This window comes from Acidithiobacillus thiooxidans ATCC 19377, from assembly GCF_009662475.1.
GTDB classification, from domain to species: domain Bacteria; phylum Pseudomonadota; class Gammaproteobacteria; order Acidithiobacillales; family Acidithiobacillaceae; genus Acidithiobacillus; species Acidithiobacillus thiooxidans.
This window is the reverse complement of record NZ_CP045571.1, coordinates 2,192,706-2,218,830: the sequence shown is the minus strand read 5'-3', so window position 1 is coordinate 2,218,830 and position 26,125 is coordinate 2,192,706. Positions and strand designations below refer to the sequence as shown.

29 protein-coding genes are annotated in these 26,125 nt (G+C 52.1%); 26 read left to right on the top strand and 3 right to left on the bottom strand.

The features are described from left to right. The first annotated feature begins 70 nt into the window (after positions 1-70). From GCD22_RS18025 to GCD22_RS11640, 13 genes are all read left to right on the top strand, one after another. The gene (locus GCD22_RS18025) at positions 71-1,837 is read left to right on the top strand and encodes an LPD7 domain-containing protein (RefSeq protein ID WP_051690642.1); all 1,767 of its coding nucleotides are present in this window, start codon (positions 71-73) and stop codon (positions 1,835-1,837) included. Positions 1,838-1,926: 89 nt separating this feature from the next. Then, positions 1,927-2,292, top strand: a complete 366-nt coding sequence (locus tag GCD22_RS11695) for a hypothetical protein (protein ID WP_226856002.1) — start codon at positions 1,927-1,929, stop codon at positions 2,290-2,292. Beyond that, positions 2,273-2,950 (top strand): hypothetical protein, encoded by a 678-nt coding sequence (locus tag GCD22_RS11690; protein WP_193354187.1) that lies wholly within the window; start codon positions 2,273-2,275, stop codon positions 2,948-2,950. The genes GCD22_RS11695 and GCD22_RS11690 overlap by 20 nt, the downstream gene beginning before the upstream one ends. Positions 2,951-3,045: 95 nt before the next feature. Continuing rightward, complete coding sequence (locus GCD22_RS11685) at positions 3,046-3,309, top strand: hypothetical protein (RefSeq protein WP_031572930.1); 264 nt, start codon at positions 3,046-3,048, stop codon at positions 3,307-3,309. Continuing rightward, entirely contained in the window at positions 3,299-5,071 is a 1,773-nt protein-coding gene (locus tag GCD22_RS11680; protein ID WP_065974457.1) for a hypothetical protein, read from the top strand. Before GCD22_RS11685 ends, GCD22_RS11680 begins: the two co-directional genes overlap by 11 nt. Beyond that, positions 5,068-5,370 (top strand): hypothetical protein, encoded by a 303-nt coding sequence (locus GCD22_RS11675; protein ID WP_153940790.1) that lies wholly within the window; start codon positions 5,068-5,070, stop codon positions 5,368-5,370. The genes GCD22_RS11680 and GCD22_RS11675 overlap by 4 nt, the downstream gene beginning before the upstream one ends. Before the next feature lie 133 nt (positions 5,371-5,503). Continuing rightward, positions 5,504-5,815 carry a hypothetical protein gene (locus GCD22_RS11670; protein WP_031568824.1) on the top strand — a complete coding sequence of 104 codons (312 nt, stop codon included), beginning with the start codon at positions 5,504-5,506 and terminating at the stop codon, positions 5,813-5,815. Continuing rightward, entirely contained in the window at positions 5,799-6,437 is a 639-nt protein-coding gene (locus tag GCD22_RS11665; RefSeq protein ID WP_031568827.1) for a hypothetical protein, read from the top strand. The genes GCD22_RS11670 and GCD22_RS11665 overlap by 17 nt, the downstream gene beginning before the upstream one ends. Next, positions 6,437-7,021: a 1-acyl-sn-glycerol-3-phosphate acyltransferase gene (locus GCD22_RS11660; protein WP_051690416.1), complete on the top strand. Its 585-nt coding sequence runs from the start codon at positions 6,437-6,439 to the stop codon at positions 7,019-7,021. The genes GCD22_RS11665 and GCD22_RS11660 overlap by 1 nt, the downstream gene beginning before the upstream one ends. Then, a complete protein-coding gene (locus GCD22_RS11655) occupies positions 7,018-7,881 on the top strand; it encodes a toxin co-regulated pilus biosynthesis Q family protein (protein WP_081577648.1) in 864 nt (287 codons plus the stop codon). Before GCD22_RS11660 ends, GCD22_RS11655 begins: the two co-directional genes overlap by 4 nt. Then, positions 7,878-8,072: an ATPase, T2SS/T4P/T4SS family gene (locus tag GCD22_RS11650; RefSeq protein WP_031568835.1), complete on the top strand. Its 195-nt coding sequence runs from the start codon at positions 7,878-7,880 to the stop codon at positions 8,070-8,072. The genes GCD22_RS11655 and GCD22_RS11650 overlap by 4 nt, the downstream gene beginning before the upstream one ends. Before the next feature lie 18 nt (positions 8,073-8,090). Then, positions 8,091-8,633 (top strand): hypothetical protein, encoded by a 543-nt coding sequence (locus tag GCD22_RS11645; RefSeq protein ID WP_140391145.1) that lies wholly within the window; start codon positions 8,091-8,093, stop codon positions 8,631-8,633. A gap of 27 nt (positions 8,634-8,660) precedes the next feature. After that, positions 8,661-9,155: a hypothetical protein gene (locus GCD22_RS11640; protein WP_031568842.1), complete on the top strand. Its 495-nt coding sequence runs from the start codon at positions 8,661-8,663 to the stop codon at positions 9,153-9,155. A gap of 47 nt (positions 9,156-9,202) precedes the next feature. Here the strand turns inward: GCD22_RS11640 and GCD22_RS11635 are convergent, their stop codons facing one another. Continuing rightward, complete coding sequence (locus GCD22_RS11635; RefSeq protein WP_031568844.1) at positions 9,203-9,763, bottom strand: hypothetical protein; 561 nt, start codon at positions 9,761-9,763, stop codon at positions 9,203-9,205. 96 nt (positions 9,764-9,859) lie between these two features. On the opposite strand from GCD22_RS11635, the gene GCD22_RS11630 reads away from it, so the two are divergent. The 12 genes from GCD22_RS11630 (at position 9,860) to pilV (ending at position 21,927) form a co-directional block, all read left to right on the top strand. Continuing rightward, positions 9,860-10,561 carry a lytic transglycosylase domain-containing protein gene (locus GCD22_RS11630; protein ID WP_051690418.1) on the top strand — a complete coding sequence of 234 codons (702 nt, stop codon included), beginning with the start codon at positions 9,860-9,862 and terminating at the stop codon, positions 10,559-10,561. After that, positions 10,558-10,752, top strand: coding sequence for a hypothetical protein (locus tag GCD22_RS11625; protein WP_031568848.1), 195 nt, complete (start codon positions 10,558-10,560; stop codon positions 10,750-10,752). The genes GCD22_RS11630 and GCD22_RS11625 overlap by 4 nt, the downstream gene beginning before the upstream one ends. Next, the gene (locus tag GCD22_RS11620; protein ID WP_081577650.1) at positions 10,749-11,429 is read left to right on the top strand and encodes an EAL domain-containing protein; all 681 of its coding nucleotides are present in this window, start codon (positions 10,749-10,751) and stop codon (positions 11,427-11,429) included. The genes GCD22_RS11625 and GCD22_RS11620 overlap by 4 nt, the downstream gene beginning before the upstream one ends. After that, positions 11,422-13,092, top strand: a complete 1,671-nt coding sequence (pilN, locus tag GCD22_RS11615; RefSeq protein WP_031568852.1) for a PilN family type IVB pilus formation outer membrane protein — start codon at positions 11,422-11,424, stop codon at positions 13,090-13,092. Before GCD22_RS11620 ends, pilN begins: the two co-directional genes overlap by 8 nt. A 1-nt stretch (position 13,093) precedes the next feature. Further along, entirely contained in the window at positions 13,094-14,494 is a 1,401-nt protein-coding gene (gene pilO2, locus GCD22_RS11610) for a type 4b pilus protein PilO2 (protein ID WP_051690419.1), read from the top strand. Next, the gene (gene pilP / locus GCD22_RS11605; RefSeq protein WP_035209374.1) at positions 14,481-15,191 is read left to right on the top strand and encodes a type IV pilus biogenesis protein PilP; all 711 of its coding nucleotides are present in this window, start codon (positions 14,481-14,483) and stop codon (positions 15,189-15,191) included. Before pilO2 ends, pilP begins: the two co-directional genes overlap by 14 nt. 1 nt (position 15,192) lies before the next feature. Next, complete coding sequence (locus GCD22_RS11600; RefSeq protein ID WP_226832376.1) at positions 15,193-16,962, top strand: GspE/PulE family protein; 1,770 nt, start codon at positions 15,193-15,195, stop codon at positions 16,960-16,962. Further along, a complete protein-coding gene (locus GCD22_RS11595) occupies positions 16,962-18,065 on the top strand; it encodes a type II secretion system F family protein (RefSeq protein ID WP_031568857.1) in 1,104 nt (367 codons plus the stop codon). The genes GCD22_RS11600 and GCD22_RS11595 overlap by 1 nt, the downstream gene beginning before the upstream one ends. Before the next feature lie 72 nt (positions 18,066-18,137). Further along, a complete protein-coding gene (locus GCD22_RS11590) occupies positions 18,138-18,620 on the top strand; it encodes a type 4 pilus major pilin (RefSeq protein WP_031568859.1) in 483 nt (160 codons plus the stop codon). 3 nt (positions 18,621-18,623) lie between these two features. After that, positions 18,624-19,607 carry an ATPase, T2SS/T4P/T4SS family gene (locus tag GCD22_RS11585; RefSeq protein WP_031568861.1) on the top strand — a complete coding sequence of 328 codons (984 nt, stop codon included), beginning with the start codon at positions 18,624-18,626 and terminating at the stop codon, positions 19,605-19,607. A gap of 323 nt (positions 19,608-19,930) precedes the next feature. Further along, positions 19,931-20,395 carry a type IV pilus biogenesis protein PilM gene (pilM, locus tag GCD22_RS11580; protein WP_153940789.1) on the top strand — a complete coding sequence of 155 codons (465 nt, stop codon included), beginning with the start codon at positions 19,931-19,933 and terminating at the stop codon, positions 20,393-20,395. A gap of 17 nt (positions 20,396-20,412) precedes the next feature. Continuing rightward, positions 20,413-21,927 (top strand): shufflon system plasmid conjugative transfer pilus tip adhesin PilV, encoded by a 1,515-nt coding sequence (gene pilV, locus GCD22_RS11575; RefSeq protein ID WP_051690420.1) that lies wholly within the window; start codon positions 20,413-20,415, stop codon positions 21,925-21,927. A 9-nt stretch (positions 21,928-21,936) separates the two neighbouring features. Here the strand turns inward: pilV and GCD22_RS11570 are convergent, their stop codons facing one another. Next, on the bottom strand, positions 21,937-23,610 hold the full coding sequence (locus tag GCD22_RS11570; RefSeq protein ID WP_153940788.1) for a hypothetical protein: 1,674 nt from the start codon (positions 23,608-23,610) through the stop codon (positions 21,937-21,939). Beyond that, on the bottom strand, positions 23,603-24,550 hold the full coding sequence (locus GCD22_RS11565) for a glycosyltransferase family 2 protein (protein WP_153940787.1): 948 nt from the start codon (positions 24,548-24,550) through the stop codon (positions 23,603-23,605). The genes GCD22_RS11570 and GCD22_RS11565 overlap by 8 nt, the downstream gene beginning before the upstream one ends. A gap of 281 nt (positions 24,551-24,831) precedes the next feature. Here GCD22_RS11565 and GCD22_RS11560 point away from each other — a divergent pair, with 281 nt between their 5' ends. Beyond that, positions 24,832-26,046, top strand: coding sequence for an ISL3 family transposase (locus tag GCD22_RS11560; RefSeq protein ID WP_065973572.1), 1,215 nt, complete (start codon positions 24,832-24,834; stop codon positions 26,044-26,046). Positions 26,047-26,125 lie beyond the last annotated feature (79 nt).

Sequence of the window (26,125 nt, the reverse complement as noted above, 5' to 3'; positions counted from 1 at the left end):
CCACTCTCCCTGACCGAATTTCAACATAGATACCCGGAAATCACCTTTTTTTCAGTCTTTGGAGGACGTTATGGCAGCGCAACCAGATTATCTTTTGTCTTATGGACCCATGAATGTAGTGGGCAGCATCGATGAGAAAAGACCGGGGCTTTACGTTGCCCATGAGGCGAGCGAAGCGTTTATCTCCCGGGATGACCCGCTGCATCAGGAAATCCGGAGTCTCATTGAAAAGAATCCGCACAGCAAAGGCTTTGTGGCCAACCAGATTTACGCGCGCCTTGAACAGGAGGATCGGTGGGGCGGGCCTGAACAGGATATGGACGCTTTAAGTTTCGGTCCATCCATGAATCTGGAGCAGGAGCATGGCGCTGAACGGGATGATCAACCGGAAAATGTCGTTGAACGTCTGAACTACCGGCCTTTTGCGACCCATGGCGCGGACAAACTACCAGAAGGTTTTAGCTCTGAGGTGCGCGTTGCAGCACTGGTTGTGCGCGAAGGTGCCCGTATGACACCGGAAATGCCCCTGGAGGGCGACGATTTCAAAGGTTGGCAGGCCAACCGCATATTCAAACAGGATCATGCCTTGTTCAGGGATGGCGGCAATCGAGTGATGGTTGAAACTTTGAACTTTGCTACGCAGGAAGAAGCCATAGCTGCCGCAAAAAAGATGGAGAAAGAACCGGCGGATCTAAAAACGTTGTATGAAGCCAGAGCACGTTCAGGAGTGATTGAGCCGGATCGATTCGATTTCATGACGGGCGTGATTGCTGAGAAGCAGCAAGAGCAAGAACAGTCGAAGGCTTTGCCGTCTGACAAGCCGTTGGAGCCTGAACCACAGGAAGTTGCTGCAAAACCTTCAGTTGAGAAGGCGGAAGAACCCGAGAAAGCCAAGGAACCTGAAAAAGCGCCCCAGATCGAATCTGCAGGGGATATTGCAGAAGACCTGAAGAAGATGGCCAACCGTCCCATTCAGGCCGAGTCACTTTTCCCGCAGCAGGAACCGGACCCTGCACCGAAAGCCCGTCCATCGTATCCCCGCAAGAACCCGCCTGAAGTGCTCCTCGCCAATCCCAAAGGCAAGCCTCATGTGCTGGATCATGGTGACAAGGTTACGGTGACGAACCGTGCGATGCTGGGGATTGGGCGTAAAGCCGAGGAGAAGCGGCGCAAGGCGGTTGAGACCGCCCTGCAGTCTGCTGTGGATCGATATGGTCAACCGGTACGCTTTCACGGCAATCGTGCATTCCTGGAGGAGGCTGTGAAGATTGCCATGGAGCGCGGCATTGCCCTGGAGCCTGGCAGTCCCATGGCGAAGGAGATTTACGAACGGGAGACCCATGCGCGCGGGAACCAGTTTGCGCCGTCGAAACCGGGCAAAGTGCAGGAAGTGGACAAGGACAGGTCTCCGGCGGTTCCGCGTCTTGTGGCTACCGTCGAGCAGCCGGGAAGAAAGATGTTCGTGACGGTGGGTGAAGAGGGTAAGGGCCAGATGGCGTTGCATGAAGGCGACCAGAAAAAGGTTCTGCCTCTGGATTTCTCGCCTGAAGCCTCTGCCAAAGGCCCCAGTCTGCTGGCCCATGTTGAGCATGATGGTAAGAAGCTGGGGGTCATGATGTATGCCGATGCTGCGCAACCGAACCGTGTGGCGGTTGCGGTCTCGGAAACCGCGCCGGGGCAGGACAGAAAACTGCTTGGTCAGGCCCATTTGGAAGCTAATCGGGAAGCGAAAGAAAAGGGTATTCCTGATGGAATGGTGCAGTACCTGCGCAAGACCCTTGGGGCGGATTTGCGGGTGGGCCAGCAGAAATCTTCCGCCATGGAAGTGGAGCGGTGACTTGGACCGTAAATGGTTTTGCAAGGCTTGAATCACAGTCTGCGCAGTGTGAAGATATATAGCATAAATCATACATTAAGGAATGGTTGATGCTGATGCGACAGGATGCTAAAAGCCTTGATTTGGGGCGTGCAATTTATCATAAGCTGCACACATCAGCGAATGGTCATGACCTTCTAAAAGAAGCCCGTGATTGGGCGGTGCGATTTTCGCAGCAACGCCCGGAGGACATCTGGCTGGCTGAGTGGGTTGAACGTCTCAACGCAGCCCTTTCCTCAGAAAAGGGACGTAACGACTTGTATGATCTGCTACTTTCTCCTGAACAGCACGCCATTGATATGCGTAGCAGTTCTCCGTTTTCTCATGTGCTGACAACCAAGGAACGAACCACGGTTTTATTGGCTTTTGAAGCCCAATGGCGAAAAGGGACCTGGCATGACGGAAGAGCAGCTTGAACATTTGATTCGCGCATCGGGGGCCATACTGGGTGATGATGCGGTAGTCGTTATTGGGAGCCAGTCTATTCTTCCCTGGTTGAGAAAATTCTCTGGACATCCACCCAGAGCGTGGCCTGGGGTTTTCACGCTGTCTACCGAAGCCGACATTATTCCAATAGATAATGATGAGCATAAATCCGATCTCATTGACGGATCCTTAGGGGAAGACTCCTACTTTCATAATTCCTATGGATACTATGCTCAGGGTGTATCTATGGAAACTGCGAAGGCCCCGGAAGGCTGGATTTCGCGGTGTTATCCACTCGTCAATACCAATACGCATCAAGTCGTCGGGCACTGCATGCACCCGGCCGACCTGTTTATTGCTAAATCCATAGCGGGTCGTCCAAAAGATGGACCATTTCTGGATGCAATGATTACCACAGGGTTGGTCAACGAAAACACGGTTTTGCATCTTCTAAGAAAGGTTCCAGGGATCAGTGTAGAGGAACAACACGTGCTCAAGAGCAATGTGAGCGCTCGCTTTCAAAGGACAAATGGACCGGATATTGATGTGTTGAAAGACGGAGAAAAGAGCCGGGTCATCGGTGCGCGTGTCCGGTCACCGGAACAGAATCCTGAACCAGGACGTAAAAAAGGGGATCTGGAAATCTGATCCGTCTGATCGGCTAGGCATAAGGTAGGATGCTTTTGCCAATTCAAAAAACGGCTCGGTCAATAGTGGTGTGCCCACGCAGGAGAATGTGCCAAATGAATCAAAGGCAAGTTGGAAAACGAAGTAGCGCCTGGACACCGGCAAAGACGGCAAGCGACTTTGCTGCGAATCTCATAAAAGCCGATCGGCTGCAACAGGAATCGGCGAAGCTTTGCCCGTTTATTAGAAGGCCCTATGAGGATGGGGAGCCAAGAGTGAAACGATTCAGAACGTTGGAAGAAATGAATGCGGACCAGGAAAAGACTAAAGCCGAGTTCATGGCTTGGATCCATTTACGAGGGTGCTTTGATGGAACCTGAACAGGAGGTCCCAAGGCCTGCCAATAAAGCGGACATGTTGCAGATCATAGATGCTTTAGAAACTCGCGGGGTGGATTATATTTTGATTGGTGGGCATGCTCTTCAATTGCATGGATATATGCGGGCAACTGAAGACGTGGACTTTTTGTTACCGTTAGATGAGATCAATGGCAGCAAGGTTATTGATGCGCTTTCCATACTCCCCGACCAAGCTTCACTGGAAATGGAATCATCATGGTTCGCAGATGGCGAAAATATACGTGTTAATGATGAAATCATTGTGGACTTACTGTTTGTGGCAGCCAATGGGGAAACTTACGAAAGCCTTTCCGGTCATATCATAGACGTAGAGATTGACGGGCACTCCATTAAAACGCTTGATCTTGAGGGACTGCTCAAAACAAAAGTCAGCACGAGAGAGAAAGACATTGCTGATTATCGTGTGCTTGCATTAGCGATCCACGAGATCAATAAAAGAAAAGCACTGGATAAAGACTTGTCCGCTTCATTAACAGAGGATAAGTCTGTATCAGAATCTTCCGCAAAAGCTATAACCGACGCTCCCGCTATACCGGAACAGGTAATGACGAGGAGGTGCGATATGCCTACGGTATTGATGGAACGGAACAACCTGGTTAATGCGTTTGTCCGGGTAGACGAGGAAACGAAAAAGGCCCGGGCTTCTGCCCAGCATGAAGTTGGTGATAAGGAGTGGAAACAGGGCTTCTCCGAAGAGAAGCAGGAAACGGCCCGTAATATCCTGAAAGAGCAGGGTGTCGGCTATGAAACTGCCTTGAAGGGAGAACTCCAAGGTGTGGCGCTGGCCGAGACCAAGGTCAACGGGGAGCCGCAGCAGAAACTGCGGGTAGCGCTCCAGAAGGGGGAGGACCGGATTCTCCTGTCCGCTGATCTCGATTCGGAGTTCGCCCAGCGTCTCGTGGCGAAGCTTGACACCCTGTCGCAAAGCCCGCAGAAGGGTGAAATCACCATTGGTGCCTTTGCCAGTCCCAAGGAGCGGGATGGACGGCATTTTGTCGATCATGTAGCGACGCTGAAGGGTCCCGATGGCAAGGAAATCCCTGCGGTTTCCGGCCATTTCGAGCAGGCGAAAGAACTGTCCGAACAGGCGAAAAAGCCCATGCTCGATGCTGGTATAACGGAAAAGAAAATCCTGGAACCAATCGCTGACGCTGCGCGGGAGAAGTATTTTGCCGGACTGGTAACGGAAATCTCCGGACGCCTGAAAGAGCAGGGTATCACCATGGAAACCGGTCAAAGCAATAATCCTGCTCCCCGGCTGGAAGCCCATGTACAGGAGCCGAATGGCACTTGGCACAGCGTTGGCGTCTGGGCGGACAAGGAAGGCAAACTGGTCGGCAGCGTGGCTGTACAGCGTCCCGACGGGGAAAAGGATCGCATTCCCGTGATTTTCCAGGACAAGGTCTCCCAGAAGGGGGTGCCTATGTTGCAGGCTGCGGGTGAGCGTAGCGATGGTGCGCGGGTCTATGTGTCCATGATGCCCCATGAGGCCAAATCTGGTGAGAAATTCATTTCTGCGAGCTTTGCGGAGAAGCATCCCGAACAGGAACTGGTGCGCATCGAGGGGCGTGGCGGCGGCCTGAAGCCCAACAAAACGGCGATGGAACAGGGTGTCCGCAACCGGACTGTCCAGCTTGTGAAGGAGAAGCTGGGCGTCAACGTTCTGGAGAATGCCCGTACCCAGGATCGCGGCAAACAAGAAGGCATGGAGATCGGGCGATGAACAGCAAGGACATCGATGTCTGGGCGGCGTCGGAGATTGCAGGTCTGCAGGACTGTTGCCGTCTGCAGGACCGGGGTGATGAACGCGCGCAATCCCGCATAAAGCGCCTGCAGGGCCTGCGGGCGGAACTGCGTCGGGCTGATCCGTGCCGATTTCCGCCGGGGTCTGTCCAGCACACACTGGCGCTTTATGAGCAACGCACCGCCATGAAGCACGCCCTGGCCTTAGGGTACGAGCCGCCGGAACGGGCGCTGCTCGAAATCGGTGCCCACACCCTGGAACTGGGGTTGGGTCTCTAGGCAAAACATTTCTCTCTGAACTGCCCGCCTTCTGGCGGGTTTTTTTGTGTGTGTCGTTTTTGCGCTTTTTTGCCGTATCACCACGACAGCCCGCTATACCCTGGCAGGTAAACTTGTGGAGATAACGAACAATATGTTCCGGGAGAACGAACGTCTTGCCGACCTGCAAGGTCCTGCGGACTGCTATGGTCCTGCGGACAGAATGCAGGCAGCCTGCGAATACAAGGAAATCACGGAATTCCAGGTGGCAGACTGGCTGTACTCTCTGTACCGGTTCCGTCTGGACATGGAGATCGAGGAATGGCTGGCGGCCAGCCGGACGGACGAAGAGCGCCGTATCAAGGGCTGGCTGGTACATGGATTCTATCAGACGCGGGAATGTCATCTGATTGAGTATGCGCTGACCCATCGCCAGGAGGAGCCACCTCATGTCGCGGCGCTCTGATGAAGAGATCGACCTGCCGGATGACCTGCTCGGGGATGGGGACGCCGTTCCGGTTCCCCATGTGCTGGCGATGTCCGGGCAGAAACCCTTCGGGCAGAATGACTTGGAAAAGTCCGCGCAGACTGAATCCGCGCAGGGCGCAAATCCCTTGCAGACAGCAGGCTCTTCGCAGGTGGAAACGCCATCGGTAAATGACAAAGCCGGGAAACCGTCGTACTGGCTCCGCCGTGGGGAAAAGAAAGTGCGGCCGGAGCCGTCGGATGGCTGTTTTTCTGCAAAAGTCATCCAGGAAACCTGGATTCCCATCCTGTTGGCGGCGATAGCTATCCTGCTGGTATTTGCCTCTGGAGTCGTGTTCGGGATGGTGCTGACACAAACGGCGGCCATGCAGCCGGTAAAGGCTATGCTGCCTGCCAGGGCATGGTTGCCCGTTCTGGCGCTGACTGAACGGGGCAGCGCGGCGGCGCTTCTGGCTCCACTGGTGGCTCCGACGGGCGTCATTCTGTTCCTGCTGGCGGCAATCTACGCTTTTCTGCGTTCCCGTTCGTCCGGAAACCATCAGTCCCTCTGGGCGTTGATGGGCTGGATACTGCTTGCCCTGTTCCTGGCGGGAATCCTGTGATGCTGATTCTGGTCCGCCCGCATGTGTCCCTGCTTGATGGCCCCTTCGTCGCGTGGAAGCTGCGCAAGACTCCGGCCCCTTGCGGGGTGCGAGCCCTTCGCGGGGTGCAAGCCCTGTTCCCTGTGGATAGCGACTACGCCCGACATCCTCTCTGGAGCCACATCCTGCGGGCCTACGGATGGCTCCTGGGGCATCAGTTGGTGGCCCTCGACGTGGAGCGTCCCATGGGGATGCGCACGGTGCTGCAGGCGCTGCGGGAAGAGCAAAACGTGGTCCTCTTTCCCCAGGGGGCTGGCCTATCGGATTCCCGCCGCCCGGATCGGCCCGGTACGCAATGGCTGCTACGGAAGAGTCTGGCCCCTGTCGTCCATTATCGGTTGACGCACTGGCACGGCATACCGGTCCGTATTTGGACGGATCCTCTCCAGCAAGGCCCTGGCGGGCGGCAAGGCCCTGGCGGGCAGCAAGACCTTGGCAAGCAGAAAGAACCAGGCCCTCTGCAAGGATTGGTTTGTCCATCCCCGGAATCCCCACAATCGTTTGCTATACCAGAGCGGCACGGAAAGCCAAGGAGCAATAAATGATCACGCTGAAACAAAGGATCCGGGTTTTAACCACTCTGATGGTGGCTGGATGCTGCCTGTCTGGCGGCTGCCAGACTGCCATGGCCGGGGTTTTCCATGTGGATGTTCCATTGCAGACACCGGCTGCAAGCCCCTTGCAGGGCGCAAGCCATTCGCAGGCTGCAAGCCCGCAGGATACGACCCTGCCGGATGGTTATGTTTCCTGGACCCCGTTGCCGACCCTGTCCCAGGAGGGAACGGGATTCGTGCAGACAAACAGTTCCTTTGGCAAAGGTATGAATATCAAGGACGCCCTGCGCCTCATCCTGCCGGAAGGCTGGAAAGTCTATGCAAAACCCGGCATATCCGGCGGGATTGCTGTCACCTGGAAGGCCAGGAATCAGCCATGGACGGTGCCTTTACGGATAGTCCTGGGCCAGTCGGGATTGATCGGAACGGTGAACTGGCCGCATCAAGCGCTGCTTTTGCGGGTCAGGCCCGAACCTGCAGTGAAACCTTTGGATACCAAAGGATACACGTCATGGAATAGCCAGTCTTCATTGCCCGCCCATTTTCATGAAGGGCCTGTGGTGCCTGTGGCAGCGCCTTCCCTGTCTGGTGTTACCCCGGTATTTATTTTGAATCGTGGTGATCTCATTCTGCCCGATCTTCAGAAGTGGGCCAAACAATCCGGCTGGACAGTGGTCTGGCAGGTGCCGGAGGACTGGCAGGTGCCGAACACCACGACGTTCAGCGGAGATTTTCAGAAGGCGGTCAGCCAGGTGATCCAGGCGTTGTCCGCGAACGGTGCGAACGTCCATGCGGTTTTCCATATCGCCAACAAAACGGTGGTCATTAACGGTGCAGGAGGCGGGGAGTGAAATCTTCAGAAAAAATCGAAGATATGACGGCAGATGTTTTTGCCGAAGGGTTGCGCAAAGCTTTACGCACGGACCCGGATTGTATTTTTTTGGGAGAAATTCGTGAAGCAGGAGGCGTGCTAGTGCCATTGGCCGCGAATGGCACAACTGTCCACACGGTATTCCATACCGCCAACAAAGGCGGTCATTAGATGCGCAGGTGGTGGGGCATGAAACCTCTGCAGGGCGCTCTTGTCGGATTGCTGTCCGTCGGCATTATCGGTTCTGTGCTTTATGTGGGTAGCCAGTATGCCCTTTATTTGCATGACATAAAGGTTCTCTCGCATAACCACATTGGAACCGTTTTTATACACGGGAAAATTCATGGGCAGCCATTTCAATGGATAACCAATGTAGACGTATCAACCGCCTTACCAAGCGTGTCCATAGTGTTAGGTTACCCGTACAGCTACACATTGAAATTCCAGGAAATAAAGGGAAATAAAGCCAAATTGAGCTTTATTGTCTGGCAACGGCGACCTCTGGTCACAGGCCAAAGTCAACAGAGTCAAACGATGGTATGGAAGTCTGTCGTACCTTCCATGGCGGCGAAATTGGCTACTAAAGGCTCACTAGAACAGGCTTATTCCCCAATATCGAAAATGTATTACTTGTCAAAAAACCCCGTTTCTGCTGCAGAAGGGAAACTGGCGGGGGATGCGGGGAAACAAAACGAATTGCAAGCAACGTGGATCGGCGCGACGTATGAGTAAGACTCATTCATTAAAAGGAGTAATGCTATGTTGAAGAAAGTGATGTTTGGTGCTGTTTTGAGTTTGATGATAGTTCCAGTGGCGGCTATGGCTTCGGCTGAAGGCCATGCTGTTTACACCGTAAAGGTGATGAACAATGGGAAAAAAATTTCCAATGTATCAATTTCGACCATTCCGGGTGCTCCTGCACCGTTTTCCGTAACACGGAAAATTAGTTATCCCGCAGCATCGAAAATCAAAAATGGCAAAGTGTCCCTATTGCCGGGCTTCATCACTACGGGCGTCAGTGGCGTATTGTCTGAATCCCGGAAAAACCATGGTGTCGTTCACCTGAAGCTGGCGGACACGCGGCTCATTAAAATGGGCACCCTCGTTGCAGACGGGCAAACCATCGTTTTGCCAGAAGTCAGCACACAAAATTTTCAGGACGCATTGTTTTTGCAGAAAGGTCAGTTGATGGTGTTGCATGGTTTTAATCCTAAAACAGGGGATATTTCTTTAACTGTGAGTCGAGCACGATAAGCCTGATGCGCCACAATACGGGTGGCGCATCAGAACAAACAAACGAATCAACCAAAGATTGAGGAACTGATGCTGTATTTAAGACGATATCCATTTCCCAAATCAACAACGCCGACATGGTCTGATGCCAGTGTTGTTATGGTTCTATTGATGCTTGTCAGCTGCTTGGGCATAACCGTTTTACATGCTGATATTGGCTGCTTCATGATCAGCATAACTTGCTTTGTTACTGGGCTTGCTTGCATCTTTTTTATGGTAATGGCAATACTTTTCCCGTTGTTCACTAAACGAGAATCAGCAGAAAAACCATTACTAAGGATAGCTGACTTAAAGGTTCGAGTAGTTGAACTTCCTTTTGTCGCGCACACCACTTCCGGATATGCAATTCTGTCAAGACTTGATGACCATGAATGTTGGGCACGAATATCGGACGTATTAAAGATCATTACGCTTGACCATATTTCTTTGTTTTTATGGAACACTGTAAATGGAATTGCATACTGCACAAAAGACGTATCAGCAAAACTGGGTACCGGCGCTAAAAATCCTAACACAGCGATGACACTCACAGCCGAAAAGCGATATTTTTTTCTGAAACATGGTTTCATGGGGATTACTCCTTTGATTCGTGCAACATGGTTAAATGGGACCTCAGTGTACGAAAAAGGATGTACCCCCGCCAATTTTCCGCAGGAGGCTATGACATGCTTGCCTGCATAGCCCAAGCGTCCACCGCCTATCACGTCCCTGTTCCGGCCATCGAACGAGTCATGACGGCTGCAAAGCATGCCAGTGGCATAGGCCCGATGGGGGTTCCCGCACAATGGCTGCCGGTACTGGGTGCCTACGGCTTTCCCGTTGCTACTGTGCGTAAACACCGCTGCTGGGGCATTGCGGCGGGAACCTGGATTCTGGCCGTAGAGCGGATGTATCAGGGGGACGGTACACCGTCATTGGGCGCACAGGGGCATTTTATTTACCCCTCTGCCTTGCCATCCATTCCGCAGCGCATCGTCCAGTACGCCAACCAGGCGCAGGCAGAGACGGGGGTTCCTGCGAGCATGTTGCTGGCGGTGGCCGCGCAGGAAAGCGGTTTTGACCCGAATGCGGTCAGCCCTGCCGGTGCGCAAGGGCTGATGCAGTTCATCCCGGCAACCTGGACGCATTACGGACGGGGATCGCCGTTCAATCCGGAGGCCGCAATGCTGGCTGGTGCACGGTATTTACGGCACCTGGCTTTGGAGTTCCATAGCTGGCCTTTGGTGCTGGCCGGTTACAACGCAGGCGGGCAGGCGGTCAGGAATGCAGGGTATCGCATCCCGCCGTTCCGCCAGACGCAGGCGTATGTGCCAGCGGTGCTCGCCCATTATCGGCAGGTACTCGCGCGTTTAGGGGAGCACCCATGACGGTCATCTCGGCCTTGCGCCGGATCCGGTTTTCCGTGCCGTTGTGGGTGTGGGTGTGGGCGGGGCGGTTAGGTAGCGCGCTGACCATAGCTGCCGCGATGGTACTCATGGACTTTTCTGCGCTGGAAAAACAGTTGCAAACCCTGCTGCTGGATTACGGCATCACCGTCATCGAGGACAACATACTATGAAATACCGTCTGGAACCCATCGTGGACCTGCTGACTGGAAAGCCTGTCGGTTACGAACTGCTGGCTGGAGATAAATGCTGTCCTGACTGGGACGAACAGGCATGGCGCGACTGGTATGGCTTTCTCGCGCGGGAAATACCGGCGCTACTGCCGGATTTGTCTGGATTGCTGTTTTTGAACTTGGATGGGCAGCAATTGCTGGACCCGCACATCTCCAGGTCCGTTCGCGCCCTGCGTGAACAGGCCGGCCGGATCGTCATCGAGTGGACGGAGCAATCGTTTCACGACGAGAAACTCGTGGATGTGCTGGCGAAGCTCAATTTTTTCAAGAGGCTGGGTTTCCGTATTGCCATCGACGACATTGGCGCTGGCGGCGGTGTCGATGGATTGGGCCGCGCAGGTAGCATCAAGGCGAGCTTTTGCAAGATTGACGGACCCTATTTTCAGTCGGTTCGCGACAAGGGTCCGGAATATCTGCGGGGACTTTGTCAGCACCTGTCCCACAACGGCGCCCGCGTGGTCGTGGAATGGGTGGAAGATGACGCCGACTACCGGCTGGCCCTGGCAGCGGGTGCGCACCTGGGGCAGGGATGGTTCTGGACCCAAAAGGACAAGAGCAACGACATGGAAGCAAAGAAAGGAATCATGACGGACGAAGAGGGAGAGAAGAATGCGTAATCATTTATTGAAGATGGCAGTTGCGGCAGCCATTCTCCCGTTTACCTTGGCGGGATGCGCGACGTTTCATCAGGCGCATGTAGACCAGACGCAGGCTGAACAGTCCATCGCCAGCTATCAGCCGCCCAAGCAGCCAGCCGTAGTGAGCATGGTCAACACCCCGTATCTGATGGGCTCGGTAGTGGGTGTACGGCATAGGGTGCCTGCTGTATTGAAGCAATCCATTACGCTGGTCTCCTCTAACCCGCTCACCATTCGTGAAATCGGGGCGCGGATCAGTCAGCTAACCGGCGTCCCTGTACATATTGATAATTTAATGTCCCAGAAAAGTGCGACGGGGGCACCAGGAATGCTCCCGCCATTACCTAGCACGTCTGCTGGTATCCCCTCTTTTGGTGGAGCATCTAATGGGGCTTCTGGTTACGCAAGGACCGGCATTTCTCTCAACTGGAACGGCAGCGTGGCGGGGTTGTTGCGCTATATTACCGCAAAAGACGGTCTCTGGTGGAAATACTACGGAGGCGCGGTACACATTTTTTACACGGAAACAAGAACGTTTTCCATACCAGCCTTGTCATGGGTTACCGATTCCAGCGGCTCTATTATCGCTGCCGCCGGCGCAAACAGTAGTGGAGGTTCCAGCAGTACGGGTGGGGCAACGACTGGAATGTCCGCGATCAATGGTGGAAGCGCTGGAATTAGCGGGTCTTCTCAATCAGATACTTCCACTGGCACTACGGACATAGAGAATACGTCCAAGGTCAACGTCTGGGGGAACCTGGAGAAGGCTGCCCAAACAGTAGCCGGCGGCTCGGCGCGCGTGTTCGCGGATAGCTCTACGGGAACATTGACGGTGACAGGGACACCACCACAGGTCGATCGTGTACGGCAATGGGTACACAGCTTGACCCGGCAATTATCGCGTCAGGTGATTATCTCTGTGCAAGTGTACAATGTGCAGATTAATAACGAGCAAAACTATGGATTAAACCTTTCCGGAATATTCAACAGCCTCGGCAAGCAATATGGCGTCAGCTTGCAAGGTGTGGCGCCTCCTGCGCCTACAGGCAATGTGTCGCCCATGTCGTTGGGTGCAAGCGTGTTGTCCACTGCCAATGGTGCATTGAGTCAGACTAGCGGCAGTCAGGTGGCGGTACAGGCGTTGTCTACTTTGGGCAATGTTACCCAGGTGTTCAGTCGCTCTGCTATGAGCATGAACGGTCAGCCGGCGCCGATTCAGGTGGCTCAACAGACCTCCTACCTTGCTGAGAACAGCACGACGAGCACCGCTAACGTGGGAGCCACCAGTGGACTGGTCCCGGGCACTGTGACGACAGGCTTTACGGCTATGTTCTTGCCACGCATTGATAACGGTCGCGTGTTGTTAGGGATGAACATGACCATTAGCAACCTGGTTTCGCTGGACACCATCTCGTCTGGTGGAAACAGTATTCAGGTACCCACGGTGGATAGCAGCACCTTTCAGCAGTCCGTCAGCTTAAAGCCAGGGCAGACACTACTGCTTACCGGGTTCTCTCAGTCAGGCAGCAATGTGACGCACAATGGGGTTGGCAGTCCGTATATGCCGTTGCTGGGCGGCGGTGCTGACGCCAGCACTTCCAAACAGATGATCGCCATCGTGATCACAGCGCGGATTCTCTAAAATGGGGACACTTATTCGGTTGCCCGGAGATCGCCGCGTTTTTGTGGCGGGCATGTATTGGCGGCATGAGGATCGCTATCCATCCAAAAAGATATTAAAAGATGGCGCCCGCAATAAAGACTTCATGGTCGCTGTGCGGCGAACGCAAGCGGGGGCCATTCAATCAGGGTTTACGGAACCTGTTTTGAATGAAGATGGCCGTCATGAAGGGAAACCATTCAAAGGGAAGATGTATTCATTGGCTGCTGCAGTAGCCGAAGTTTTGCAGGAGCCATGGCAGGGCGTTTTCGATCTGGGTGATGGTCGATACTGGTATGTCGCCGTTCGAGAAAACTATGAAGTGCTTCCGGACGGGGATTTTATCGGAGATTATGACGCCGTTGATAAAAGGATGCGGGAACATGCGTCTTATGACGCATGGCGTCTTACGGTCAACGATACTACCGAAAAACTGCTTGAATTGGTGTCTAAATCGGTAAAACAAAAGCCCATACGAGATATTCGCAAGAATACTTGGTTGCCGGTTCTGATTTATAGCGGCGTGGTTGGAACGGCTGTCATTGGCGGGGTTATTTACTTGAATTATGTCAATGAGCAAATAGAGCAGGCGAAGCGGGCCGCATTGATGCATCGCTTGGCGATTGAACGGGCTATGATGGAACAGAAAGCCAAAGCAAACGTTCCGTGGCTCCAATTTGCTGGACCGTTTACTTTTTTGGAGGGATGCCTACATGGCATGTCTGGGATCCCTCTTTCTGATCATGGATGGCTGTTAAGTGCCGTATCTTGCCAACAAGCGCCGGGTGGTGCGCATTTATCCTCGCAACACTTTAATCTAACCTGGAAGTGGTCGCCCGGTGCCACGATGTTGGTATCGCCTCCCGGGGCCATATCCCATCAGGGATCAGAAATTGATCAGTTTATAAACGGACTTTCGATCCCCGCATCCAGAAATGGTGTTTTGTTACGGTCTTCTGTGGCTTTGCGAAAGTTGTATGGCATGGCGCAACTTACGCATGTGGCTATCCACGTCTCTCTTTCGTCTTCAGTTTCTCCCGTTTCCCGATTGCCCGGGGCGAAGACTCCACCGATCGCGGACGCCCAGAAAAAGTTGTGGAAAGTGTTCTCGGTGTCCATGCAAGGCCCACTGGATGCGCTGGCCATGAACAGAACCTGGGAGACCTTACCCGGGTTACGCTGGACGCGCATGGTGTATCCGGTCATGTCCAGCAAAAAAGAAAAAAACGAAGCGCAAGAGGTCACCATGTATGGGAATTTGTACGTACGCAACAGACCGGTTGACATGATGCATCGTCCCGCTGTCGCCTTGCCATTGAAGCCTATTCACGCATCGGACAAGGACAAAGTCATTCCTCAAGGAGTTATGCATGATCAACCGTAAAGCAGTCTGGAATATCCCATTCTTTGGGGTGTTATTGTTGTGTGGAAGTGGGATGGCATCGGCTTCATCGCTTTTATCCGCTTCATCGGTGAACGGTTCACCAGAAACGGTTGCGCCCAATAACACAGCGGAAACGGTTCAGTCACTGGCGTCTGTACAGTCGCAGATACCCGTGCTCCAGGCTCAACTGGAAGTCGCCAAGTTAAAAAAAGAAATTGCGGATGTTCTTTCCGGGAAGAAGGCAGGCAGCAATAAGCCATCAAACCCTTCCGCATCCGCGTTCCCGCAGTCATCTATCCCGCCCATAATGCCCTCCATACAGCAGGTGGGGACATCAACCGCTTCTCATATATCCAATCTCCCGCGCGTGCTGTCTATCTCCGGTGCGCAAGGCCGTTATCAGGCGACATTAGCCTTACCGAACGGCGGAGTGCTACCGGTATTTACCGGGAATCGAGTTGGGCACTGGGTTATACAGCATATCGGCCCGCAAGGGGTGCTTGCCAGTCATAAAGGGAAGACGCCAGTTTTGTTGATGATGTCAGGCGGATACACCGCGCAACAAGGGAGCACATCCTCTGGTAATCCTGTCGGGTCCTATTCTCCGCCACCTTTTTCTCCGTCTAATGGGGCTCCCCCATCGAATCTTATGGTTCCGCCACCAGGAATGATTCCTAACCCGCAAGGAGGGCATTGATATGGCTTTACAGATTCGTTCCAGGAATGAGAACAGCAAAACGTCCGCAAAAAAAAGGATTGGGGACATTTTGGTAGAAGATGGCATCATTTCTCGACAACAGCTAGAGATAGCGTTGCAGGAACAGGCGAAGACTCCAGAGAAAAAACTGGGTGAAATCCTGGTAGGAAAAAAGTTTGTTTCTCAACAAATCATAGATTCTACTCTTTCCAACCTCGCCAACGATTTGAATCTGCGCGAGATACCTTCCGCTATGCAAGAATTTGCAGTGCTTATAGGGCGCACCCTGCACGTATTGTCCGGGCGTCAAAACCAGATGGTCGTGCAAAGCTGGCTGGCGGAAGCCCGCAGGGATGGCGTAGACATTCAGCTTGATTTGTGTGACATGCAAACCTTGGCACAAATCAAGTCCGGAATAGCCGATAGCGATGACATGAACCTGTCGGCTGTGCGCAGTGTACGGCGAATGGTGGTGTTGGCAGCGGCCGAAAAAGCGAGTGATATTCATCTTACACTACGCGAAAACATGAACGGTAGTGGATATTTACAGGTGCAGTTTCGGGTACAAAACGAAGTGGAAGATCGTTATCAAGTGCCACAGACTGAAGGGGCACAAATGATTCGTGCCATGTTTCAAGGGATGGCGGCCGTGTCCGATGCCCAAGTCAAAGAAACGGAAGATCAACATGCGGTCATCGTTAACCCATCGCTACTCCGTGGAGAAAACGGCGAAGACATGGGATTAACCGGGCTCCGATTGGCACGTGCGCCCTTGCACGACGGTATGAACCTGGCTATCCGACTACTCTATCGTTTAGAAAAGCAAAGTCCAGATGTTGATCTATTGGCAGCACTGGGCTATTCGCCACGTCAATTACGGATCCTCCACCTGTTATCGCGCCAAACGATGGGAATTAACCCGTTCACCGGCCCTACAGGATCGGGAAAATCGACCACGCTCGCGCAAATGATTAATACCATCCTGCGTATTCGGCACGGAGTACGGATCATCACCATTGAAGATCCTGTGGAATACGTCTTTCAGTCCGATTATGTCTGGCAGTACAAAATCGCCAACGCCAACACGGATGAGGAAAAAAACCGGGCATTTGCAGGCAAGTTGAAGACAGCTTTACGGCAAGACCCGGATATTATTATGGTCGGCGAAATTCGCGGGCTGGAAACCGCAAAAGAGGCGGTGAATGCTTCGATCACGGGGCATCAGGTATGGACGACGCTGCACGTATCGGACCCGTTTATGATTGCGCAACGCTTAGTGGGTATGGGCGTGGATGGCTTTTACCTGCAAGACCCAAAAATGTTGTCATCGCTCATTGCACAACGCTTGGTGAAATTGGTTTGCCCGTACTGCGCACAGCCAGCGAATCCGGATGTACTCCTGAAATCTGGTTTAGATAAAGAAAGCTGGGAAAACCTTTTGACCTGGGAAAGTGCCATTTTCCCCTTGTCGGGCATCCGGATGACGGGCCCTGGATGCGGTCACTGTAATCATACGGGGTCTTTGGGGCGGGCTGTTGTGGCTCAGGTGATTCCTACGGACGATGATTTATTGGTCGCCATGGTCAAGGATGGGCCAATGCCCGCCAGAAAATTATACGCGTCTCGCCGTGATGCGGAGATATCCATGGAAGCCCATGGGGTACTCAAGATTCTCAAAGGATTAACTGACCCCCGTTTTATTGTGGATGTGCTGGGCCCTATTCCGCCTCGTCCGACTGAACTGCGCGAGTTGACGGAGGATGACGTCTGATGGAAATCCCTTATTGGATACAGGAACAGTTGACCCGTATGGCCCGAGCCCTGTGGGGCGGGAAAAAGCGGAGCGCCTTTTATCGACGGTTAGCGGTCTATCTGAATAACGGCATTCCGGTACGTGCGGCAACAACCCGGTTGCTTCAGCAGAAGTCCTTACAGGGTGGCTCTGGTCTTATGGCCGCTTTTGACCCGGATCGGTTGGCTTTGCAAGAAATCGGGGATCGTCTCGCCAACGGAGAAACCCTTTCACAAGCGTTGCGTGGATGGGCCCCGACAGCGGATTTGTCCATTATTCAGGCGGGCGAATTATCGGGTGATTTAGCGAGTGGATTACGAAGTGCCATCGAAGGACAAGGGATTATCGGGCGGATGATGGGGAAAATTGTTGGCGAGGCCATCGATCCTATTGTTATGAGTGGACTTGGTGTTTACCTCGTTTATATCGTTGGCACGAAAATGGTGCCCCCTATGGAGTTGATGTCCAATCCGAATACCTGGCCGACACTTGCCCGCGCTTTGTTACCCATGGCTGCAGCCGCACAAAGTCCATGGTCTGCAGTGGTTTTTTTATTGATGATTGTGGGATTGGTGATCACCATTGTCTCTTTACCTTTCTGGTCACAGCATGGCCGCCGATATGTAGAAAATATCCCTCCGTGGAGCATTTATCGCATGATCATTGGCGCTCAATGGATGATTGGATTTTCGCGCCTTGTGGGGTCGGGAATTACCGCTACGGATGCGTTGGGATTGCAAGCCAAATATGCCCGTCCATGGTTGCGTGACCGATTGCTGGATGCACAACAACGTATGCGAAATGGACGCGAACTGGGCCAGGCTTTTATTGAAGGCGAAATGGGTTTCCCGGATCGTATCCTTGCGGATGACCTGTCCGCGTTTTCGGGGTCAGGAGACTTTGCCAAACTGCTTCGGAGTCTTGGTGAAGAATGGCTGGAAGATATCGAACGACAAGTGATGGGTACTGTGCGGATTATGGCACTGTTTGCCAATATTGGCGTCAACCTGCTTATTTTGCTGGTGGTATTCGGCGTGTTTGATTTGCAGAACGTGATGATGGCTTCTGCGCATACGGGATAAAATGTAGGTTTGTTTTTTAACGCGTTGTGTCGCATGGTTTTAATGTGACGCAAAACAACTAAGGAGAATTTGATGAATCCAATAGCCGTATTATTTGCAGTAATTATCGTTATCGCCGGTCTTGCGGCGGGCATCTACTTTGGTTTGGGCTTGCTGGCGTCAGGTAATACCTCCAATGCCGCGCAAGATATTATGACCATTGTGGGCAACGCGCAGGAAGTGTACGGCGTACAGGGCGATTATGCGGGGATCAGCACTAATGCGTCCAATATCATCCCCAAAGGCATCCAGACAAGTACGCCTTTGGGTGGCACGTTTGCCTTGGCAAGCAGTGGAGCGGGTTTGCCTGCCAGTCAGTTCGATGTGGAGATGACTGGTTTGACGCTCTCTCCAACGGCCTGTCAGAAGCTGGTGACACAGATTTCCGATATCGACACTTCCGTCAATGGGAGTTCGATTGGTAACAGCAACTCTGCCCCGACTGGCGCTCAGGCCGTAAGTGCATGTAGTGGCGGTGCCAGCAGTGTATACTTTACGTTTGGTAATAATTCCTAAGTTATGGGATTGTCTGACCTTGCGTTTGCGGATTTGGCGGTGGAGCAAGACCCCGCCGCCAGTCGGTACAAAAGGTTTTCCGATGATCTCCGGCTCGTTTCTGTGCCGGAGACCTATTGGGGAGAACTGCAGGCATTGAGAAACCAGATGGAAGCGCATAATTCGCATCGCTTTCGTATGGTTTTTGGGGGTATGAATTTACGGGTGCAAAAACGGGATACTCCTTATGGCTCTGTTTTTATAGCACGCCGTATTGCCAGTATTTTACGCAAACTGGATGACATTGGTTTACCGATCCCTTTAGTGCAGACGTTAAGGGATGCGCGGATGCGATCTGGTCTACTGCTGTTTGCCGGTGGCCCAGGCATGGGCAAAACGACATTGGGATGTGCCTTGTTGATGGATCGTCTGGAACGCATTGGGGGATTCACATGGACGGCAGAAAATCCGGTGGAATACGATTTGCAAGGGTCGCGCGGCAATGGTCAATGCTATCAGGAAGAGATTGATGATGACACCGAAGTACAGCGTGTATTTATGGACACCCTGCGCAGCGGTGCGGATACCTTTTATATCGGTGAAATTCGGGAACAGTCTGCTGCCAAAACAGCCGGGTTAGCGGCTGCCAGCGGAATGTTGGTGATCAGTACGTTACATGCGGATAACCCGCAACAGGCCATTTTGAAAATGGGCATGCTATCGGGGTTTGATGGTTTAGCACAATGTTTGCGCGGGGTCGTGACCTTACGGATTGATAAGGAGCCCGCTGGGGGGGCGATGCCCGGGGGTGGAATGCCTGGTGGGGGAGTCGCTAACGGTAAAAGCCCGCAAAGTATTTTGCATGTGCAATCGTTTTTTGTGGAGGATGAGCCAACCCGCATGAAAATTCGGGACGGTAATATGGCGGCCATCAATCAGGATATTGAAGCGCAGAAAAACCGATCCATGTCCATGGGTCGTATTTATGGATCGGCGGGCGGGAGGTGAGCATATTATGATGCGACTACAGTCATGGCGTTGGCGTGCTTTTGATGCGGTTTGCGCGCTGTTTTCGGTGGTGATGACCGTCTATTACGTGCAACCGATGTCCCGTTCATTCATGGGGATGAGCCCTGTCATCTGGGCATGGAGTTGGGGAATCACAGCGGGATTGTGTGCCCTCTCCGTTTTGACGAACGGAACTGGGGTCATGATAGCGAGCATCCAGCGCCTTGCCCGTGCTGCGCTGACTGGAGGCCCGTGCGTCCACGCATCCAAAAGGCGCACATCTTCCATGGTTTTGCCGATAACAAAAGGGAAAACCCGATAATATGCTCGCGTTGATCTACCCCTTTCTGTTGTTAGGATTGCTGGCATTTTATGCGGGCAATTCGATCATTACGTCTCAGTCTATCAATGGTTCGCCAACGTCTGCTTCTGTACCTGGGGATGCGGCATTTGTCGCTTTAGCGCACGCGGCATTAGCCTTTTCGGAGCAGAATCAGGGGTACTCAGGAAACATCACGGCATCGCAACTCGCGCCTTACATGGATGGCTATCAATTCCCGTCGCAATGGAGCGCAAGTGAAAGTGGTGGGCAACTGATTGCCTGGACCAATAGTTTGCCAGCCGATGGGTTGACGGCGCTTTCTGGGGAAACCGGTGGAGACTGCGCCTACGGGAAAAATAACAATGGGTATGTATCCTCGCTTTGTGTTGGCACCATTCCTCAGCCTACGCCGAACGGCATCCCAAACAATGCGGTTGTCTATTGGATAGATAGTCCAACGAATTAAGAGAAGGAACCGAAACCATGAATCCAATCACCGTATTATTCGCCGTGATCATTTCCGCGCTCGCGGTTCCAGCCGTATACATGGTTATGAGCAGTCAACAGCAACAGGAGCTATCCACGGCTGCGGCCATCCAGATGGCGCGCGTGGAAAAGGCAGCAGAAGCCTATATCACTGCTAATGCCGGGGCTATTGAAAGTGTTGCTACCGGATCATCGCCGGCAGTCATTACAGTGCCCATGCTGGAAAGCACCGGATATTTGCCCAACGGGTTTACATCGGTGAATCCATTTGGTCAAACCTGGGAAGTACAGGTATTGCAACCAACCTCCGGCAATTTGCAGGCATTGGTGGTCTCCTATGGTGGAAACACCGTAAAGGCTAAAGTCGCTGGGCAAGTTGCACAGATTGCCGGGGCGTCCGGTGGTGTGATCGGCGGGGGTAGCGGGGAGTATGCCGTACCAGGCTGCACTGGCGGAGAAGCCTGTGGGTCGTATAACGGTTGGTCTGTGACTACCAGTGGGTACCAAAACATTCAACCCGGACATTTCGCGGCTTTACTGGCCTACAGCAACGGCCAGTTGCAGAGCGACTACCTCTACCGCGTCGCCGTCCCTGGCCAGCCGCAGTTGAACACCATGCAGACGAATCTGAATATGGGGACGAACAGCGTCAACAATGCGGACGAAGTCAATGCACAGTCGGAGACGTTGGCCGCTGGGGATCCCAATGGCCAATATGGGGCACTACAAATTGGCAACAACTATTATTATGGGGATAGTTCCAACGCCGCTGTACGCACCCCGGGTGGATTCTATGTGCAGAACCAGAATGGTAGTGAACCTGCGAGCATTGATGAAGTAGATAACGTTAACGCGTCTGGAAATATCACGACACCTGCTACCGTACAAGGTGGTTACGTCAATAGTACAGGCGATGTGAATGCGCAGAGTGCGCTAACGGTAGACGGTGGTAATGCTTGGTGGGCTAATAACGCAGGTAATAGTTCGCAAGCGGGCAGCGCTTCTGTAGGTGGGGTAGTTAATGCCAACGGTGGAGTTGGTTCCGGTAATTATTTTTCTACCTATGATGGTGCTTGGTGGTCTAATAGTTCAGGTGATAGTTCGCAATCGGGGAATCTCTATGCGGGTGGACAGATTCATGCTGGCTATGATGCTTGGTTAGGCACCGCTAATGGTACAGCTAACCAAGGATGGGGTTGCTCAGACTATGGTGAAATAGCGGCTAGTGGCAGTGGAAACGGACAGGCTTTAATGTGTAACGGAAGTTCTTGGCAGGCGATGGGGAGTATGACTGGTTATAACCAAGTTGGTTTTGAGACCATCCCTGGCAACGGCAGTTCTAATTTTGGGATATGGGAATTTTGTAGTATTACTGGACACCAAGGCCAAGGCGCTGATGAACTTGTACCGGTAGGTGGTCCATACGTGGTTGGCAACCATTATGCGTGGGACTGGTCTGGTGGTGGATCTGGCACCAATAATACTCCAGTGACGTGCTGGAACAACAATTGAGTCACTGTTTTAGTGTGCAAACTCTATGTAGGCATGCTCTATGGGCAGAGGGTTTATGTTGAGACTCCGGCAAACTTTGTTGATTCCTTTTACATTTCTTTCGATATTCATTTGCCGCCACCTGTTATTAGACAGCCAACGATTAGCCAATAGGTGCGGCAATAAATTTCTATCATAGATGAATATTGTGTAATTCAGGAAATATATGACACGGTTTGGCGGCCCAATATATTTTTTTGTGATCGAAATCAGCTCGCTGTCTGCTTTGGAAAATATGATAAATTGAGGTGTAGTTTCTTTTGATGGGTCGCTGTACCAGAAACCTTTGTCTCCATTACCCATCTGGATTATTGGCAGCCCCATATTTGATCCCATATGTCTTCCTGTTATTGCGCCATCGCTAGCCAGGGCGAACAATGGTGATTGTGCGCCGAAGTAAGACCCATATCCAAAATATAGGTGGTTTTTTACCAAAAAGTATACAACTTTTTTTGTTTCCCCCCAATTTGGAGAGAATCTAAAATCACCATTAACAATTAACGTCATAGAAAGAACAAGGTATGCTATGACGGAAGCGCGCGTGAAAATGCGTGCCGAAAAATTCATCGATTCGAATACATATGCAATCGCTAGCAATGATAAGATAAAAAGATAAAATATGTTTATTAAATATTCAATTGCCCATCCGCCTGTTGCAAAATTTGTCACGACGAATAAAATAGACATTAAAGCTGACGAATAAAACGCGAATAGAATAACTATAATAAAACTTGCTGGTAATAATTTTCTATAAATTATAGCAAAACAAAAAACAACAAGAACAGAAAATATAAAAATAAACCACACAACTAATGAGATAAAATTGGTTGGCAGTGGATAAAGACATAGATAGGTACCAATACCCTTAGTTAGCAGGATAAGATGCTTCAACATTATTGAAGGTGATGCAAACGATATGGATTGCTGCGAGAAAATATTGAAATCTGCAAATATAAAATAAGTTATTCTTCCTACCACATAAGCTGCTACGATCCATTTAATGGCTATTCTAAAATCGCTTTTGTCTCTTGAAAATAGGGCTGGTGCCTTCCACAAAAGAAATATTATGGGAAGTGTGTAAGCAGCCTGGAACCACGGATCTGATACCGTCCCCGTAAAAACACATACCAGCATTGTAGGGAATGCCCACCTTGGCTTATCAATTATATATCTTAAAAGTGCAATAATGCCAATTAATCCAAACATCCAGACCGCATTATGAGATACAGGATAGGCAAGTATCCCAGGCTGACCTATGGCCATAGGTCCTGCCAGCAGTGCAATTAACCATGCCAAATATCCCCACATCCAGGACCTTGTTACTGTTTTAACAACTAAACCGGACAACATGGCATTCACAACAAAAATAAGCCAACCCTGAATGACGATCGAAGCCCCGGAAACTCCGACCAAAGCATAGAATATAAGAGCAAAAGGAAGCAGGCTCAGAAACTGGTTATCTTGGTTGAATCGCCAGGTAAATGGGAAACGCCAACCGTGGTGGACGATACCTTGATAGATTAGCGCCATTTCCGCCATGTCGGGATTCAAAGGAAGCGTCTGAAACGCTGTACCCAGACTACTGATGAGTGCTGCAACCGAAAGTACAGCAAACAACCCCCACATAAGCCAATGCTTAATCATTTCGCTCTCTATCCCTAATTTTTCCCCACACCTTCCTGACTAAATAAACTGGCCGATGCTTACTTTCTTCGTAAATTCTTCCCAGATATTCACCTATGACACCCAGCGCCATCAATTGCACGCCCCCCAAAAACAGGAGGGTGACCATCATGGAGGGATATCCCTTGACAGGATTACCATAAACTAGGGTGCTGATAATCAGCCATAAAGCATAAATGAAGGACAGACCGGAGACGATAAAACCCAGATAAGCGGCGAGCTGCAAGGGCACCTGGCTGAATGAGGTGATTCCTTCGACGGCAAAATTCCAGAGTTTCCAGTAATTCCAGGTGGTTTTGCCACTATGTCGCGGCGCACGGTGGTAGTAAACATTGGTGCTGCGGAAACCCACCCAGGCAAACAGTCCTTTCATGAAGCGACGACGTTCTTGGAGGCTTTGTAAGGCATCCAGTACCGGACGCGACAAAAGCCGGAAGTCACCCGTGTCAGCGGGAATATCTACGACGCTCATCCGATTGATCACCCGGTAAAAAAAGTGGGCTGAAGCGCGTTTGAGCCAGGATTCCCCCTCTCTGGATAGACGTACGGCATTGACCACATCATAACCATCGCGCCATTGGGCAAGCAGTTCAGGGATGAGCTCTGGAGGATCTTGCAGGTCTGCATCCAAGGGAATGGCGGCATCACCCCGGGCAGCATCCAGTCCGGCCGTCAATGCCGCTTCTTTTCCGAAGTTTCGGGATAAATCTATGACCTGAATGCGCGAATCCTGCTGATGCAACTCAATAAGCTGAAGAAGGGTGTCATCTATGCTGCCATCGTTCACACAGACCATTCCCCACGGTTCTCCGCAGGCATCCATAATGCCACTCACCCGCTCATAAAGGATTTTCAGGTTGCCCGATTCATTATGGCAGGGAACGATGATGGAAACAGTCATTACATGTTTTCGTTATGGTATGGGCGGTCGGCGGCTTTGATTGCGAAACTTATCAGGATAAAACTGCTTTGGTCAAATACAACGACGGTTCTCCAGAATGCTCTCTCCGTAGGGTCCTTCTTTTTTGGCGCAACCGGCCAAGAATAGTGGCTGGTGTTCGAGCCATATGTTTTAACTGATTCCATTGGAAATTTTAAAGATTATTTTGGGCTCTTCGTCAGATCGAGTGGGTAGGGTTTACAATGCAGCGGAGCAGTTGTGTCCCGAATAGGAGTTAGCTGATGGTCCCAGAAGAGCTGTTTTCTCTCGCGTTAGGGTTGGTACCGCCGTGGTTGGTGGACGATGTGACCTTCCAAGTGGAGGAGAAGCGCCTGGATCTGCACATCAACTTTCCCAAGGGCAGTCGCTTTGCTTGCCCCGTCTGTGGTGAGGAGTGTCCGGTACATGACACCCGTGAACATACTTGGCGGCACATGGATTTCTTTCAGCATGAAGCCTATCTCCACGCCCGCGTACCCCGTGTGATGTGCCCGGAACATGGGGTGCATCAGATCCCTGTTCCCTGGGCGCGGGAAGGCTCGCGTTTCACCCTGCTCTTTGAAGCGCTGATCATGACCCTGGTGCGGGAGATGCCGGTATTGACAGTAGCCCGCCTGATCGGCGAGACCGACACGCTCCTGTGGCGGGTGATTGACCACTATGTGCCCGAAGCCCGTACCAGAGTGGATATGGCCCATGTCCATGCCGTCGGCGTCGATGAAACCAGCAGTCGGCGCGGCCATGACTACATCACGCTCTTCGTAGATCTGGAAGCTAGGCGACTGCTGTTTGCCACCCCCGGTAAGGACGTCTCCACTTTTGCGCGATTTGCCACAGACCTTGAAGCCCATGGGGGCAGCGCAGAAGCTGTCACGGACGTCAGCATGGACTTGTCTCCCGCCTTCCAGAAAGGGGCTAAAGAGCATCTTCCCAACGCCCAGGTGACCTTTGATCGTTTCCACCTCATGAAGCTCGTCAACGAGGCCGTGGACGCGGTACGCAGGAGCGAAGCATTTACCCAGCCAGACCTCAAAAAGACCCGCTGGCTCTGGCTCAAGAATGAACGGAAACTCAAGGTGAAGCAGAAAGAAAAGCTGCAGGCATTACTCAAAGACCAGAACCTCAAGACGGCGCAGGCCTACCAATTCCGCCTGACCTTTCAGGACATCTTCACGATCAAGAATCGCCATCAGGGTGCTACCCTCTTGAAAGCCTGGTTGGAAAACGCCAAGACCAGCGATCTGCCGCCTATCGTCAAGGTTGCCTACACCATCATGAATCATTGGGATGGTGTGCTCCACTGGTTTGAGAGCCAGATCACCAATGGAATTCTGGAAGGTTTTAACAGCCTCATTCAATCCGCCAAGGCGAAAGCTCGGGGTTACCGTACCCACAAGAACTTTATCAATATGGCCTACCTGATCTTGGGTAAGCTGGATCTCAGGCTACCCACTTGAAATGACGAGGAACCTTATTTTGTATTGCCCTCCTCGGCCCTATGGGCATGCGCGATTGTCTTTCGCAGAATAGATTATA